13 protein-coding genes and 1 pseudogene are annotated in these 15816 nt (G+C 65.4%); 4 read left to right on the forward strand and 10 right to left on the reverse strand.

Annotated features, from left to right (window positions below; genetic code table 11):
- Positions 1-69: 69 nt before the first annotated feature.
- The 5 genes and pseudogenes from BRAD3257_RS29510 to BRAD3257_RS29520 all read right to left on the reverse strand — a co-directional run bounded on the left by BRAD3257_RS29510 (position 70) and on the right by BRAD3257_RS29520 (position 4712).
- Positions 70-954: a 4-(cytidine 5'-diphospho)-2-C-methyl-D-erythritol kinase gene (locus BRAD3257_RS29510; RefSeq protein WP_162500401.1), complete on the reverse strand. Its 885-nt coding sequence runs from the start codon at positions 952-954 to the stop codon at positions 70-72.
- Between the two features lie 29 nt (positions 955-983).
- Positions 984-1340, reverse strand: coding sequence for a tetratricopeptide repeat protein (locus tag BRAD3257_RS42305; RefSeq protein WP_407194488.1), 357 nt, complete (start codon positions 1338-1340; stop codon positions 984-986).
- Positions 1246-1458: a hypothetical protein gene (locus tag BRAD3257_RS42310; protein ID WP_376707277.1), complete on the reverse strand. Its 213-nt coding sequence runs from the start codon at positions 1456-1458 to the stop codon at positions 1246-1248. Before BRAD3257_RS42310 ends, BRAD3257_RS42305 begins: the two co-directional genes overlap by 95 nt.
- Positions 1419-2774: pseudogene (locus BRAD3257_RS29515) on the reverse strand (tetratricopeptide repeat protein); the annotation flags it as partial. The pseudogene BRAD3257_RS29515 and the gene BRAD3257_RS42310, both read right to left, overlap by 40 nt.
- A 276-nt stretch (positions 2775-3050) precedes the next feature.
- Complete coding sequence (locus BRAD3257_RS29520) at positions 3051-4712, reverse strand: electron transfer flavoprotein-ubiquinone oxidoreductase (protein ID WP_122404799.1); 1662 nt, start codon at positions 4710-4712, stop codon at positions 3051-3053.
- 135 nt (positions 4713-4847) lie between these two features.
- Here BRAD3257_RS29520 and BRAD3257_RS29525 point away from each other — a divergent pair, with 135 nt between their 5' ends.
- Positions 4848-5651, forward strand: coding sequence for a uracil-DNA glycosylase (locus BRAD3257_RS29525; RefSeq protein WP_122404800.1), 804 nt, complete (start codon positions 4848-4850; stop codon positions 5649-5651).
- Positions 5652-5776: 125 nt separating this feature from the next.
- Here the strand turns inward: BRAD3257_RS29525 and BRAD3257_RS29530 are convergent, their stop codons facing one another.
- From BRAD3257_RS29530 to BRAD3257_RS29545, 4 genes are all read right to left on the reverse strand, one after another.
- On the reverse strand, positions 5777-7285 hold the full coding sequence (locus BRAD3257_RS29530; RefSeq protein ID WP_122404801.1) for a glycosyltransferase family 39 protein: 1509 nt from the start codon (positions 7283-7285) through the stop codon (positions 5777-5779).
- 219 nt (positions 7286-7504) lie between these two features.
- Positions 7505-8362, reverse strand: coding sequence for a ribonuclease HII (gene rnhB / locus BRAD3257_RS29535; RefSeq protein WP_122406820.1), 858 nt, complete (start codon positions 8360-8362; stop codon positions 7505-7507).
- A gap of 78 nt (positions 8363-8440) precedes the next feature.
- On the reverse strand, positions 8441-8896 hold the full coding sequence (locus BRAD3257_RS29540; protein WP_122404802.1) for a VOC family protein: 456 nt from the start codon (positions 8894-8896) through the stop codon (positions 8441-8443).
- 24 nt (positions 8897-8920) lie between these two features.
- Positions 8921-10084, reverse strand: coding sequence for a PA0069 family radical SAM protein (locus BRAD3257_RS29545; RefSeq protein ID WP_122404803.1), 1164 nt, complete (start codon positions 10082-10084; stop codon positions 8921-8923).
- Positions 10085-10294: 210 nt separating this feature from the next.
- On the opposite strand from BRAD3257_RS29545, the gene BRAD3257_RS29550 reads away from it, so the two are divergent.
- Together BRAD3257_RS29550 and BRAD3257_RS29555 are read left to right on the forward strand one after the other, a co-directional pair.
- Positions 10295-12709 (forward strand): phosphoketolase family protein, encoded by a 2415-nt coding sequence (locus tag BRAD3257_RS29550; protein WP_162500402.1) that lies wholly within the window; start codon positions 10295-10297, stop codon positions 12707-12709.
- Between the two features lie 2 nt (positions 12710-12711).
- On the forward strand, positions 12712-13932 hold the full coding sequence (locus BRAD3257_RS29555) for an acetate/propionate family kinase (RefSeq protein WP_122404805.1): 1221 nt from the start codon (positions 12712-12714) through the stop codon (positions 13930-13932).
- A gap of 127 nt (positions 13933-14059) precedes the next feature.
- On the opposite strand, the gene BRAD3257_RS29560 is transcribed toward BRAD3257_RS29555, so the two are convergent.
- Positions 14060-14899 (reverse strand): RMD1 family protein, encoded by an 840-nt coding sequence (locus BRAD3257_RS29560; RefSeq protein ID WP_122404806.1) that lies wholly within the window; start codon positions 14897-14899, stop codon positions 14060-14062.
- Between the two features lie 326 nt (positions 14900-15225).
- Here BRAD3257_RS29560 and BRAD3257_RS29565 point away from each other — a divergent pair, with 326 nt between their 5' ends.
- The gene (locus BRAD3257_RS29565; RefSeq protein WP_122404807.1) at positions 15226-15801 is read left to right on the forward strand and encodes a glycosyltransferase family protein; all 576 of its coding nucleotides are present in this window, start codon (positions 15226-15228) and stop codon (positions 15799-15801) included.
- Positions 15802-15816 lie beyond the last annotated feature (15 nt).

The following is a 15816-nucleotide window of genomic DNA, read 5'->3' on the forward strand; positions in this document are numbered from 1 at the left end:
CGAAGCAATCCAGACTGTCACCGCTGAGAGATTTGGATTGCTTCGCTACGCTCGCTATGACGAACAGAGCTAGCTCAACGTCCCCGCATGCACCCACCAGCCGGGGTGATCGCGGCGGATCTTTTCGGCGGCGGCGTGCGTCTCGACCGGTGCGCCGTAGATCGCAAAGCACGTCGCGCCGGAGCCGGACATCCGGGCGAGCTTGACGCCGGCGGACGTACGCAAGGCGTCCAGCACCTCGCCGATGACAGGCTCGATGCGCATCGCCGGCGCTTCGAGGTCATTGGCGACCGTTTCGAGAACCTCGACCCAATCGGCGATCGAGGCCCCCTCCTCCGGCCACGCCGGCGCTTCGAGGACCGAGGTAGCGCCAACCAGAAGCTCGCCGTTGCGCAGGCCCAGCGCCTGGAACACGTCCTTGGTGGCAACCGGCACGCGCGGATTGACCAAGACGCAGGGCATGCTCGGCAGCGCGAGCGGCAACAGCTGCTCGCCGACGCCGGTCATGTCGCAGGCGCGCGAGAGGAGGCACACCGGCACGTCGGCGCCGGTCGCGAGCGCGACTTTCTGAACGCGGGGATCATCGAGCGATAGATCATTGAGACGCGCGAGGAGCCGCAGCGCCGCTGCGGCATCCGCTGAGCCGCCGCCGATGCCGGCGGCAACCGGAAGCACCTTGTCGAGCGAGAAGGCGCCGAGCTTCAGGCCAGGGACAGCCTCGGCCAGAAGCTTGGCGGCCTTGAGCACGAGATTGTCAGCAGTGTCGCCGCAAGCCGCAGCCAGCGGCCCGGTGGTGGTGAGCTTCAGCTCGCCGTCGGGCTCCAGCGTGAGCCTGTCGGCACAGTCGGCGAACGCAACCACGCTTTCGAGATCATGATAGCCGTCGGCACGACGGCCGATGACGCGAAGGCTCAAATTGACCTTCGCCCGCCCTTCTTCAATCAACGCCGGCATCGGCGACAGCCCCCAACTTGCCCCAGATCTCAGCCGCCCTTGCCGTCGTCCTTCTTCTTCTCGGCCTGCGCCGCGGAAGAGTTGGAATTATCCTCGGTGAGGCCATTGGCGATCTTGGCCTCGATCTTCGGCAGCTCTTCCGGCTCGGGCTTGAGATCGCGCGCATGCGACCACTGGAACTTGGCTTCCAGCGTGCGGCCGACGCGCCAATAGGCATCGCCGAGGTGGTCGTTGATGGTGGGATCCTCGGGCTTGAGATCGATCGCGCGCTCGAGGTTCTTCACCGCCTCCTCATAATTGCCGATGCGGTAATAGGCCCAGCCGAGCGAATCGACGATATAGCCGTCGTCGGGACGCTGCTCGACGGCGCGCTTGATCATCTTCATGCCCTCGTCGAGATTGATGCCCTGGTCGATCCAGGAATAGCCAAGATAGTTGAGCACGTGCGGCTGGTCGGGCTGCAGCTCGAGCGCCTTCTTCATGTCGGCTTCGGCCTTGGCCCACTGCTTGGAGCGCTCCTCGCAGATGCCGCGATAGTAGTACCAGACGCTGTTGGCCTTGTCGTTGCCGGCCGGCAGCACGTCGATGCCTTGCGAGTAGGTCGCGCCGCAGTCGCCGAACTTCTTGCGGCCGCGCTCGATGTTGCCGAGCGCCATGATGGCTTCGAGGTCCTTGGGATCCTCCGTGGTGACGCCCTTGAGGATCTTGATCGCCTCGTCGGTGCGGTCGGCGGAGTCGAGATCGATGGCGAGCTGAATCTGGGCGTTGCGCTTGAGCGGCGAGGACGCGGGCACGCGCTCATAGACCTTGATCGCCATCTGCGGCCGCTTCACCGATTCGTAGAGATCGGCGAGCGAGAGCAGTGCCAGCGGATGGCTCGGCTGCAGGTAGAGCGAGAGCTGGAGATAGACCAGCGCCAGATCCTCGCCGCCGCGGCGGGTCAGCGTCGCGCCGATGCCATAGAGCGCTTCGGCGGCGCCGGCCTGCGCGGAATCCACGAGCGGCGGCATCTTCTTGCCGGCCTTGGTCTCGCGCAGACCTTCCTGGATCAGCGGATGACGCGCGAGCTTCTTGTCGAAGGCCAGGTAGACATTGGTCGCGGCGGTGGAATCCTTGTTGCGCGACAGCCAGCGCGCATAGGCCTCGGTCACGCGCAGCATGGAATCATCGAGCTTGTAGGCGCGCTCGAAGCGGGTGCCGGCGTCCTTCTCCTTGCCGGAGAGCTCCAGGATCATGCCCGCATGAAGGTCCTTGAACAGCGGATACCATTCCGGACCTGCCAGCTTGTCGATGGCGGCGACACCACCCTTGGCATCGCCCGCACCATAGGCGGCCCAGCCCGACAGCAGCGTGGCGACGAGATCGGTGATCGGACCGCGGATCGACTGGTTGATATTGGTCTGCGCAGCAGGGTACTTCTTCAGCTTGAGATCATGCACGCCGACGACGAGACGCGCGACACGGTTGGTCTTGTCGATGGTGAGGATGCGCTCGGCCAGCTTGACCGCCTCGTCGATGTCGCCGTCCGCGACCGAGGAGATGAAGGCACGGTCGAGCAGCTCGTTGTTCTTCGGATCGGTGCGGAGCGCCGAACGGTAGAATGCGGCGGCGGACGCCGCGTCACGCTCGACGCTGGCGTGGCGCGCGGCGAGATAGCTGCCGGCACCGGTCAGCGACTTCAGATCGTTTCGGGTCGGAAACTGCGCCGCCGTGCTCTCCGGATGATCCGGCGTCTGCGCCAGCACCGCGCCGGGGACCGTCGTGATCGCGGTGAGGACGATGGCGGCAGCAGTCCAGCGGTTGAAACGATTTGAAAACATCAGGGCTCGCCTTGAGTTGGTATTGCCTGGGTTTGCAGCAGAAGGCCGTATCGCATGCGAACGCGGCCGGTGGCATCGGGACCCGGAACCGTCAGGCCGACAATGCCGCTTTTGGCGCTTCGCCGCAAGGATTCGGACCGGACGATCGCCTCCGCACGCCCCAAACCGGCCACCCGCGCCCCAAGACGCCGCTACTATGGCCTTATCGTGGCCGCGGCGGGTGGCCGCGGCCGGGTTCTCACGCGAACGTGCGTCAGATCACCAGTGAGCCCGCCCTTACATCGCCTCGTAGTTCGGGCCGCCGCCGCCCTCCGGGGGAACCCAGGTGATGTTGCCGTTGGGATCCTTCACGTCGCAGGTTTTGCAGTGGACGCAGTTCTGGGCATTGATCTGGAAGCGCGGGCCCGCCCCCTCCTCGATCCATTCATAGACGCCGGCCGGGCAGTAGCGATTCGAGGGGCCGGCGAAGACGTCATGCTCGGAGGCCTTCTGGAGGTTCATGTCCGCCACCTTCAGATGGATCGGCTGGTCCTCCTCGTGATTGGTGTTGGACAAAAACACCGAGGACAACTTGTCGAAGGTGATCTTGCCATCGGGCTTCGGGTAATTCCTGGGCGCGTGGCTCTTGGCAGGATCGAGCGTGGCGCGGTCGGGCTTGAGGTGCGACTGGGTGCCGAACAGCGAGCCGCCGAACAGCGTGTTGCACCACATGTCGAAGCCGCCCAGCGCGACGCCGAGCACGGTGCCGAACTTCGACCACAGCGGCTTGACGTTGCGGACCAGGAACAAATCCTTGCCGACCGACGACGTGCGCCAGGCATTCTCGTATTCGACGAGTTCGTCATTGGCGCGATCGGCGGCAATCGCGGCTGCGACGTGCTCGGCGGCGAGCATGCCGGTGCCCATCGCGTTGTGCACGCCCTTGATGCGCGGCACGTTGACGAACCCGGCCGCGCAACCGATCAGCGCGCCCCCGGGGAAGCTCAGCTTCGGCACCGACTGATAGCCGCCCTCGGTGATGGCGCGCGCGCCATAAGCGAGCCGCTTGGCGCCTTCGAAGGTGCCGCGGATCGAGGGATGGGTCTTGAAGCGCTGGAATTCGTCGAACGGGGACAGATAGGGATCGTCGTAATTGAGGTGCACGACGAAGCCGACAGCGACGAGATTGTCGTCGTAATGGTACAGGAACGAGCCGCCGCCGGTCTTCATGTCGAGCGGCCAGCCGAACGAATGCTGGATCAAGCCCTTCTGGTGCTTGGCGGGATCGATCTGCCAAACCTCCTTGAGGCCGATGCCGAATTTTGGCGGCTCAGCCTTGGCGTCGAGTGCGAATTTGTTGATGAGCTGCTTGGTCAGGCTGCCTCGGGCGCCTTCGGCAAACAGCGTGTACTTGCCGAGCAATTCCATACCGCGGGTAAAGGAATCCTTCGGCTTGCCGTCGCGGCCGATTCCCATGTCGCCGGTGGCGATGCCCCTGACCTTGCCCCCCTCGTCGTAGAGCACCTCGGCCGCGGCAAAGCCCGGATAGATCTCGACGCCGAGCGCCTCGGCCTTGCGCGCCAGCCAGCGGCAGACATTGCCGAGCGAGCCGATATAGCAGTGATGATTGTCCATCAGCGGCGGCATCATGAAATTCGGCAGCTTGATCGCGCCGCCGCCCGTCATCCAGTAGAAGCGGTCGTCCTTGACCTGCGTCTTCAGCGGGCAGTCGGCATCCTCCCGCCAGTCCGGAATGAGCTTGTCGAGTCCGGCCGGGTCGATCACCGCGCCCGAGAGAATATGTGCGCCGACCTCGGAGCCCTTCTCCACCACGACCACATTGAGATCGGCATTGAGTTGCTTCAGCCGGATCGCGGCCGACAGACCCGAGGGGCCGGCGCCGACAATGACGACGTCGAATTCCATGGATTCGCGCGGGGGAAGTTCTTCGGTGCTCATCTGATCTCAGCCCTTGAGACGGTCCTCGGTCGTTTGCGCCCTCTTGTTTCCGATTTTTCCGGGTAGGACAACCTCGGAATCGCGTTCCGCCGGGATGCAAGGCCATCCAAGGTGATATAAAAGTCAGACTTTCCCATGATCCCCGAACCCGCACCCACCGTCCGAGAGCTGCTCGCCTTCTATCTGGAGGCCGGTGTCGACTGCGCGCTTGCGGAGGAACCGATAGACCGCCTGGCGGAAATCGACGCTCCGCCACCTTCCGCGCGCACGGCACCGCTCGAGGCGCCGCGGCCGGTCGCCGCGCCCGCGGTCATACGTGGTGAAGCCGCGCCTGCACCGGATGTCGCCATCGCCTCGGCGCGTGAGGCCGCGCGCACCGCCCCGACGCTGGAGGCATTGCGCGAGTTGATGCAAACTTTCGAGGGCTGCGCGCTGAAGCACACCGCGACACGGCTGGTGTTCGCCGACGGCAATCCCAAGGCGCGCATTATGTTCGTCGGCGAGGCGCCAGGGCGCGACGAGGACATCGAGGGACTGCCCTTCGTCGGGCGCAGCGGCAAGCTGCTCGATCTGATGATGGGGGCCATAGGGCTCAACCGCACCACAGCCTACATCGCCAACGTCATTCCCTGGCGGCCGCCCGGCAACCGCACGCCGACGCCGCAGGAGACGCAGATCTGCCTGCCCTTCATCCAGCGCCAGATCGAGCTGGTGAACCCGGATGTGCTGGTGACGCTCGGCAATCCCTCGACCCAGACGCTGCTGGGAACGCGCGAAGGCATCATGCGCACCCGCGGGCGCTGGTTCGATTATGACACCGGCGCACGCACCATCCGCGCGCTGCCGACCTTCCATCCGGCCTATCTGTTGCGCTCGCCGTCATACAAGCGGCTGGCCTGGCAGGATTTGCGCGCAGTCGCGAAGGTGCTGTCGGGATAGCGAGGGGCAGAACGCTCTCTCCCCGTCATTGCGAGCGCAGCGAAGCAAATCCAGAATCTTTCCGGAGAGAGACTCTGGATTGCTTCGTCGCAAGGGCTCCGCGCAATGACGGCGGAGAGAGCACCTCACGTCCCCTTCGGCCGCACGATGGCCCAGCCGATGCGCAGCAGCGGCTGGCGGCCCGTCACCAGCCATTCGAAGGCGCGCGGGACTTCAGGCACGATGCCGGGGAAGCGCTTGAGGATGTCCGGCGGCGGGGTTCCGGCGGTATCGGAGGCGCGCCAGACCACGACGCCGCCAGTTTCGCTGAACTTGGACCGATTCATCCACGGCGTGCGTGCCGGATCGGCGTCGATGAAGAGATGCGGCCGGCCGGAATGCAGTGCGATCAGGCTGGCGAGCTGGGGCTCGCCGGCGACGGCACGCAAGCGATGGTTGGTGCGGCGGGCAAAGCTCTCGTCGAAGAAGTCTGAGATCGCACGCGCCGGCATCGAGGTCGCAATCTCGTTGGCACCGGTCCAGGGCAGGAACAGCACGGCGAGCACCACACCGGCGGCGGGTGCGACGACGGCGGCAGCCCAGACCATGCGCAGCATCCGCGCGCGGCGCATCGCGATGAGATCGCCGGCCGCGACGACCGCGGCGAGCCCCGACATGACCAGCACGACACCGGCGCCGCCGACGACGGAGTCGAGCCCCATCAAGCCGGAGATCAGCACCGCGCCGAGTGGCAGAGCCAGCGCGAAGAAGTAGACGAAGCTGCGCGCGAGCGGCTCGACCGGCGGGCGATAGATGATCGGCGGCTCCTCGCCCTTGTCGGCGAACAGCCCGGTATTGAGAAAGGTCAGCGCCGGAATCGTCGCCGCCCCGAGCACCAATCCTCCGAGCAGCCAGGCCGCATGCAGCGCGCGGGCGCTGAGCTCGGTGACTTGCGGCAAGGCCGGCAGCGTCAACGTCTCGGCGCGCATCAGCCAGACCGCATAGGGCAGCGCCAGCACGGCGACGACGATCAGTGCAAACAGCGGATCGAGCCCGCGCAGCGTCCTGCGCCCGGCTGCGGTCGAGATCGCGAAGATGATGATCAGCAGGAGGAGAAAGATCGCCGCAGGCGTCGTCAGCAGCAAGAGTCCCGCTTCGATCGACCAGGCGAACCAGGCATTGCCGCGGCGCTGGCCGATGATCTGCCAGGAGTGCAGCAGCAATAGCGCCCAGAGCGGCCGCGCCAGGACCAGCGGCCCGAAGTCGAGCGCGGACGAGGAGAACGCCAGCGCGGTCATGGTCAGGAGCACGGCGAGCACCGCGTGCTGGGAGCCGACCACGGCGCGAGACAGATGAAAGAGCGCGATGAAGGTCGCGATCTCGCACACCTCGGCAAGCACATAGACGCCGAACATATGACCGCCGGCCGCGCGATAGGCGATGTCGGCGAGCCAGACCGGCAGCGGCGGGCCGAGGTCGGTGCCGACCTGGTACTCGCGGCCGAAGGCCAGCAGCGTCGCAAGAGTGCCGGGCGGGCTGCGGTAGAACACCAGCGCCACGAACAGCCACATCGCCGCCTGAAGCAGCACGGCGATCCATACGATCAGCCGCGGCCGGGCGCGAATGAGCTCGATGACCAGGGAGGTAAACCGCATGCAACGTCCGAATGATGCAGCCAGTCCAGCCGGCCCTATTCGCTCACATTCGATTTGATAATGGGCGCTGCGCGTCGTGGCAACTTTGGTGTGCTCGTCATGCCCGGGCTTATCCCGCCTGCGCGGTCGAAGCCGGCGCGGCGAAGGCCCGAAGATCCACACGCGGATGGCCGGATCAAGCCGGGCCATGACGGATGAGGGTGCGGCGGGGCCGTCGTCCTAGAGAGTTGCCGATCCGTCGATCTCAATTTGCGCGTCCATCTGTACCTCGACCTCGGTCACCGAGAACAAGTCCCGCTCCGGCGCGACGGTCCAAGGCATGTGCTTGGCGCGGGCGGCGGCGACGGGGGCGAAGAAGCTGCGGTGATGGATGGACGGGCCGAGACGGTCGAGCGCCTCGAGATGTTCGGGGACGGCATAGCCCTTGTGCTGCTCGAAGCCGTAGCCGGGGCAGTCCTGCGCCAGCGCGCACATCAGCCGGTCGCGGGTAACCTTGGCGACAATGGATGCCGCGGCGATCGACAGCACGATGCCGTCGCCGCCGATCACCGCCTCGCAATCGCATTCCGTGTCGAGCCGGTCGCGGCCGTCGACGAAGACGTGCCTGGGCGTCTCGGGCAGTGCCACCACGGCGCGCTTCAGCGCCCATAGCGAGGCGCGCAGGATGTTGTCGCGGTCGATGCGCGCGGGCGAGGCGACGACAACCGAGACCTGCGCGGTGGCGCAGATCTTGTCGAACAGTTTTTCGCGCTCCTCGGCGGTCAGGCGCTTGGAATCATCGATGCCGCGCGGAATGCGGTCGGGATCGAGAATCACCGCCGCCGCCACCACGGGGCCGGCGAGCGGGCCGCGGCCGGCCTCGTCGCAACCGGCGACCGGCCAGACGCCGCGCTTGATCAACGCGCGCTCGCGACGAAAGCTGGGGGGAGCAATGGCAATGATACCTTTCTTGCCGGCAGCAACCTGCGGAGCGCCAGCCGCAGGCGTCTTGACCGCCTTGTCAGGCGCGGCCTTCTTCGCGGCCTGCTTCTTGGGCGCGTCTTTGGCTGGATTCTTGGCGGACTTGTCCCGAATCATGGCCGGGATCGTGCGCAAGGGGCTTCGCCAGCGCAACCTGGAACCCAGGATAATTCCCGTTATTCAGGCTGGCCGCCCCTATTCCGCCAGATGCACCCGTCGGTCCTCGCCCACCTCGATGCCAGGCGCGACCACGACCTCCCAGACATGGCCGTCGGGATCAGCAAAATAGCCGCAATAGCCACCGTAATCGGTCTCGTGCGCCGCCTTCAGCAAGGCGGCTCCCTTCCCGATGGCGAAGGCCAGCACCTGATCGACCTCCCCGCGCGTCGCGCAATTCCAGGCGAGCGTGGTGCCACGAAAGGTCGTGGGCCTCGGCCGGTCAGGCACCGATGCGTCGGCCGCGAGCCGATCCCAATGATAAAGCGCGAGCACCGGACCTCCGGTGTCGTAGAAGGCGACCGCCTCGCCGGTCGCCTTCAGGCGGCGCGAGAAGCCGAGTGCGTCGTAAAACGCGATACTCGCGCGGATGTCGCTGACACCCAACGTAATGACGGTCAGTCGTGGCACCGGCACGGCGAGTTCCTTAACCACGCTATGCCTCTTCCGTTTGTCCGGTCAGAACAGGCTGAGCTGGTCGCCGTTCCGCTTCGGCCGCGCAAAGTGGTCCGTCGTCAGCTTGGAGCGCCGCTTGTTGAGGCCGAGTCTGTCGCAGGCGATCTCGAAGCGGCGGCCGATGGTCCAGGCCATCGGGCCGGTGCCCTTCATCCGCTCGCCCCATTTCGCATCGTAGTCGCGTCCGCCGCGCATGTCGCGGATCAGGGTGAAGACGTGGCGGTAGCGGTCCGGATAGTTCGCCATCAGCCATTCGCGGAAGAGATCGCGGACCTCCAGCGGCAACCGCAGCAGCACGTACGAGGCCTCCTTGACGCCGGCGTGGGCGGCGGCATCGAGGATTCGTTCGATCTCGGAATCGTTCAGCGCCGGAATCACGGGCGCAACCATCACCGTGGTGGGAATGCCGGCATCAGAGAGCTGCTTCAGCGCCTCCAGCCGCCTCGGTGGTGTCGAGGCCCGCGGCTCCATGGTGCGCGCCAGCTTCGGGTCGAGCGAGGTGACGGATATCGCGACCTTGGCGAGGTTGCGCTTGGCCATCCGCGCGAGAATGTCGATGTCGCGCACGACCAGCGCCGACTTGGTGACGATGCCGACCGGATGGCTAGCGCGTTCCAGCACCTCGAGGATGCCGCGCATGATCTTTCGCTCGCGTTCGATCGGCTGATAGGGATCGGTGTTGGTGCCGATCGCGATCATCCGCGGCTCGTAGCCGGGTGCGGCGAGCTCCTTCTCCAGCAGCGAAGGTGCCTCAGGCTTCGCGAACAGTTTTGACTCGAAGTCCAGCCCCGGCGAGAGGCCGAGATAGGCATGTGTCGGCCTCGCGAAGCAATAGACACAGCCATGCTCGCAGCCGCGATACGGATTGATCGAGCGGTCGAAGCCGATGTCGGGGGAGTCGTTCCGGGTGATGACCTTGCGCGAGGTGTCGACACCGACCGTGGTCCTGAACGGCGGCAGCTCTTCCAGGCTCTGCCAGCCGTCATCGAAAGCGACGCGCGCCTCGGCCTCGTAGCGGCCGGTGGCATTGGATTGTGCTCCCCGCCCTCGCCGGCGCGCGCGGTCGATGGCGACGCCAAGCTCGGGGAAATCTGAAGGCGCACCCGCCGGCTCGGAGGGCGCCGTGACCGGCGGGTGCTTGAGGGCACGAGAGGATGCTCGACTCATGAGCCCAACATAGCACGCAAACGGAACAAATCAAGAACAAGAACAAAAAACGCGAAAACAACCCCATGCAAAGTAGCCACCCAAATTTCGGGCGCGCGCCTTTGACATCACGCAACACGCCGGTCGCGACGATTTCGTTTGATCCCGCACAGGGATCGATCGCGCCGGAACAAAGTTGGTGACGATCTCTGGGTGAAAGCCGACAGGAACATGACAATTCAACAAAAAACGGCCGCCGCGAGCAGCGACCTCGGTCTGCTCGATCGCTATTGGCGCGCCGCCAACTACCTCTCCGTCGGGCAGATCTACCTGCTCGATAATCCGCTGCTGCGCGAGCCGTTACGACCCGAGCACATCAAGCCGCGTTTGCTCGGCCATTGGGGCACGACGCCCGGCCTGAACTTCATCTACGCCCATCTCAACCGCGTCATCCGCGCGCTGGACCTCAACGTGATCTATGTCTGCGGTCCCGGCCATGGTGGACCGGGCATGGTCGCCAACACCTACCTCGAAGGCACCTACAGCGAGATCTATCCCGACATCGCGCGGGATACCGACGGATTGCGCAAGCTGTTCAGGCAGTTCTCCTTCCCCGGCGGCATTCCGAGCCATGCGGCGCCGGAGACGCCGGGCTCGATCCACGAAGGCGGCGAACTCGGCTACGCGCTGGTGCACGCCTATGGCGCGGCATTCGACAACCCCGATTTGATCGTCGCCTGCGTCGTCGGCGACGGCGAGGCGGAAACCGGCCCGTTAGCTGCGTCCTGGCATTCGAACAAGTTCCTGAACCCGGCCCATGACGGCGCGGTGCTGCCGATCCTGCATCTCAACGGCTACAAGATCGCAAATCCGACCGTGCTCGGGCGGATGCAAGATGCGGAGATCCGCGATCTCTTCCATGGGTTCGGCCATGAGCCGCTGTTCGTTGCGGGCGATGATCCCAAATTGATGCACCACGCCATGGCGGATGCGCTCGATGTCGCGCTCGCCAGTATCCGCTCGATCCAGCAGCACGCCCGTGACGGGCGCACGAGCGTCGGGCGGCCGCGCTGGCCGATGATCGTGCTGCGCAGCCCGAAGGGCTGGACTGGCCCGAAGGAAGTCGACGGCAAGAAGGTCGAGGGTTTTTGGCGCGCGCATCAAGTGCCCGTCGCGAGCTGCCGCGAGAACCCGGCGCACCTCAAGCTGCTCGAACACTGGATGCGCAGCTATGAGCCCGAAAAGCTGTTCGACGCGAACGGCGCGCTCATTCCCGAGCTCCAGGCGCTCGCGCCCGAAGGCGTCAGGCGCATGGGCGCCAATCCACATGCCAATGGCGGCCTCCTGAAGAAAGAGCTGAAGCTGCCCGACTTTCGCAGCTTCGCAATCGAGGTGCCGCAGCCCGGCGGCACCGTGGCGGAAGCGACGCGCGAGCTCGGCAAATTCCTGCGCGACGTCATTCGCCTCAATGCGCAACAACGCAATTTCCGCATCGCGGGCCCGGACGAGACGGCGTCGAACCGGTTAGACGCCGTGTTCGAAGCGACCGAACGCGTCTGGATGGAACCGATCGAGCCTTACGACGTGCATCTCGCGCAGGATGGGCGCGTGATGGAAGTCTTGAGCGAGCATCTCTGCCAGGGCTGGCTGGAAGGCTATCTGCTGACCGGACGGCACGGCTTCTTCTCCTGCTACGAAGCCTTCATCCACATCGTGGATTCCATGTTCAACCAGCATGCCAAATGGCTGAAGGTTACGCGCGACCTGCCGTGGCGGCGCCCGATCGCCTCGCTCAACTATCTTCTGACCTCGCATGTCTGGCGGCAGGACCATAACGGCTTCAGCCATCAGGACCCCGGTTTCGTCGACCTTGTCGCCAACAAGAAGTCCGACATCGTCCGCATCTACTTCCCGCCGGATGCCAACACGCTGCTGTGGATCGCCGACCATTGCCTGCGCACCTACAACCGCATCAACGTGATCGTCGCCGGCAAGCAGCCGGCGCCGCAATGGCTGTCGATGCAGGACGCGGCGACACACTGCGATGCCGGCATCGGCATCTGGACCTGGGCCGGAACGGAGGACGAAAAGGAGGAGCCCGACGTGGTGATGGCCTGCGCCGGCGACGTGCCGACATTGGAGACGCTCGCCGCCGTCGATCTCTTGCGCAAGGCACTGCCGGATCTGAAGATCCGCGTCGTCAACGTCGTCGACCTCATGACGCTGCAACCCAAGGAGCAGCATCCGCACGGCCTGTCCGACCGCGACTTCGACAGCCTGTTCACGCGCGACAAGCCGGTGATCTTCGCCTATCACGGCTACCCTCATCTCATTCACCGGCTGACCTATAACCGCACCAATCATGCCGGCATGCATGTGCGCGGCTTTGCCGAGGAAGGCACCACGACGACGCCCTTCGATATGGTCGTTCTCAACGAGCTCGATCGCTACCACCTCGCCATCGAGGCGATCGAGCGCGTGCCCGGGCTCGCGACCAGGGCCGCACAAGTGAAGCAGCGATTCCGCGACAGACTGATCGAGCACTCCCGCTACATCCGCGAGCATGGCGAGGATATGCCTGAGATCCGCGACTGGGTCTGGCCGAATAGCGCCGGCGGCAACACGCCGGCCGAAGCCGGCGACTAGCCATGTCGAACACGGTCCTCGCCCTCAATTCGGGATCGTCGAGCATCAAGTTCGGCCTGTTCGAGATTGCGGCGGCCGATCCCATCCTGCTGTGCAAGGGCCAGCTCGACGAACACGAGGCAAAACCCCGGCTCATCGTGAGGAGCGCCGCGGGGGAGGACCTGGTCGAGACGCGGAGAGACGCATCGGATGCCGAGGACGGTCATCTGTTCGCCGACGTGCTCGCCTTCGTCGAGGACCGGTTCGGCGAACGCAGCCTCCGTGCCGTCGGCCATCGCATCGTTCACGGCGGGCCGGATTATTCAGGCCCTGTCGTCCTGACGGACGATCTCACCGCGAAGCTGCAGGCGTTGACACCGCTGGCCCCGCTGCACCAGCCGCGCTGCCTTGCGCCAGTCCGCACGCTCGCGGCGCTCCGGCCCGGGCTGACGCAGATCGCGTGTTTCGATACCGCCTTCCACCACGGCCTCGCGCCGCCGGCGAGCCGCTTCGCCATTCCCAGGCGCTTCGAGGCGCGTGGCGTCAGGCGTTACGGCTTCCACGGCCTGTCTTTCGAATATGTCGCAGGACGCCTGGCCGAGATCGCGCCGGAGCTCACGGCGAGGCGCATCGTCATCGCGCATCTCGGCAACGGCGCCAGCCTCTGCGCATTGCGCAATGGCCGCAGCGTCGACACCACGATGGGGCTGACGCCGCTCGACGGCCTCGTGATGGGCACGCGCTGCGGCACGATCGATCCCGGCGTGCTGCTCTATCTGCAGCAACACGAGAACATGTCGGTCGAGGAGGTCCAACACCTGCTCTATCACGAGTCAGGCCTCTTCGGCGTCTCCGGCACCTCCGCGGACATGCGCACGCTGCTGGCGAGCGGCGAGGCTGCGGCGCGAGAGGCGGTCGATCTCTTCGTCTTCCGTGCGGCGCAGGGGATTGCGATGATGTCGACCACGCTCGAAGGGCTGGACGGTCTGATCTTCACCGGCGGCATCGGCGAGCATGCCAAGGAGATCCGCGGCGCGATCGGCGAGTGTCTCGCCTGGATGGGCGTGCGCATCGATGCTGCTGCGAATGATGCCGCACGCGAGTGCATCAGCCGGGGCGATGGCAGCGTCGAGGTGTTCGTCGTTCCAACGAATGAGGAACTGACGATCGCACGGCACTGCGCAAGGGTGCTGCGAGCGATGGCGACTCCAGGTGGGCGAAGCGTTCTGTCCGCGTTCGCATAAGCAATGAGTTCGCGGAGCCAGACCCCTCACCCCGAACGAATTTGTGTCTCCTGGTATCGCTGCCCTCTCCCACAAGGGGCGAGGGCACAGTCACGCGCATCTCGCTCGCGGATAAATTCATCGAGCACTAATGAGTCCCCGACCATATCTGAAAACACCCGATCGCGACCTCGATCACGATTAGGACCACGACCGCGATCTCCAGGCGGAGCGAGCGCTGGGTGTCGATGATGTCGGTCAGTGCGTTGGCGGTCTCCGACACCGCGGTGAGCTTGCGCTCGAGCGTGTCGAGGCGCTCCTTCAACTCGTACTCGTCCTCGAGACGGGAATAGAGCCGATCGAGCTCTGGCTTCTCCCAGAGGACGTCGGGCTTCTCGGCGACCGCGACGCGGCCCGCGACGCGCTGCTGCACCAGCAGTGCATTACCGATCAATTGCAGAATGCCCTTGCGCCGGCGCGGTGTGCGGCCGCCTTCGGCGAGCTCCCGTGCGAACGGCTCGATCACGTCGAAGACCGCGGCGACGCGGCGCTCGTCGCGCGCCAGCGACGTGCTCTTGGCGAGCGCATCCGCGACCAGCAGCAGCCGGTCGTCGGAGAATTTGGCGAGGCAGATCGGCCCGCCCGGCTGGATCGTCTCGGCGGCCTCATCGTTGCAGAGCTGCACCTGTGCGATCTCCTCCTCGTACGGGCTGAGCTCTCCGGTCACACGCGACTTCAGATTATCGACGAGGACCTTCTCCTCGGACGGAAGCAGCCCGATCAGCACCACGACGCCGTAGCGGAAGATTGCGGCAAGGCCGGCATGGACGCGGAAGGCGGCCGGCGTCGAGGACACCAGCGTGCCGATCTCCAGGCTGGAAGCATTGATGCGCTCGCCGAGCATCAGCGCGCGGATCCGCAAGGTCGGCGCAGTCCCCTGCTTCGGCGACGTTGGCACCATGCTGACGGCGGGTTGATCGGCGTTCATGTGAGGCCTCTCCCGGGACCGAGATCGCACATCTTCATTCGCCCTTTCTTGCAAGCTGAAGTCTCCTCTGAGAGGGACCGACTGCCCGCGCGCAGCGAATCTCGCCATGAAGCTTCGGTTTAATACCGCCGGAATCAGCTTGTGCCGAAACATTCGGCAATATTTCCACCCCGCACATGACACATTTGGCTGCGATGACTGGCTGCGGGTTTACCATCGCATGCCGAAGCGCCGCCGGAAAGTTGCACTCGGCAACGCTACGGGTTTATGACAACATCATTAGAACGCTACGCTTCTCCCGAAGTGCCGACCCTGAAGCCTCAATCATGCTGAGCGTCATCATTCCGACCGACGGTGTCGAGCAGACGGCGGTCGCAACCCTGGCCGCGCTGGTCCCCGGCGCCGCCGCCGGTGTCATCCGTGAGGTTCTGCTGGTCGACGGCACTCGCAACGGTGTCATCGAGCGCGTTGCCGACGTGGCGGGCTGCCGTTTCATCGGGTTCGAGGGATCTTCGCAAGGCGCCGCGCTCGCCGCCGGCGCACGGCAGGCCCGATCGCCATGGCTCATGTTCCTGCCTGCAGGCGCCGTGCTGGAAACCGGCTGGATCGAGGAGACCACCCAGTTCATCCAGGCCGTCGCCACCAGCGGCCGGGATCGGGCGGCGGTGTTCCGCTATGCGCGTTCGCCCTACGCAAATACCGCATTGCGCGACATTCTCTGGGCCGTGGCGCGCAAGCTCGTCGGTCCACTCGGCGATCAAGGGCTGTTGATCGCGCGTGAGCATTACGACCGGATCGGCGGCTACCCGCCCCACGCCCGCCATTCCGAAGCGCGGCTGCTCCGGCGGCTCGGCCGGTCGTCCCGGACCATGCTGCGCAGTCGGATCGTCATGGTCGGCTGAGATACTTGCCAACGT

The organism is Bradyrhizobium vignae (assembly GCF_900324035.1).
GTDB classification, from domain to species: Bacteria; Pseudomonadota; Alphaproteobacteria; order Rhizobiales; family Xanthobacteraceae; genus Bradyrhizobium; species Bradyrhizobium vignae.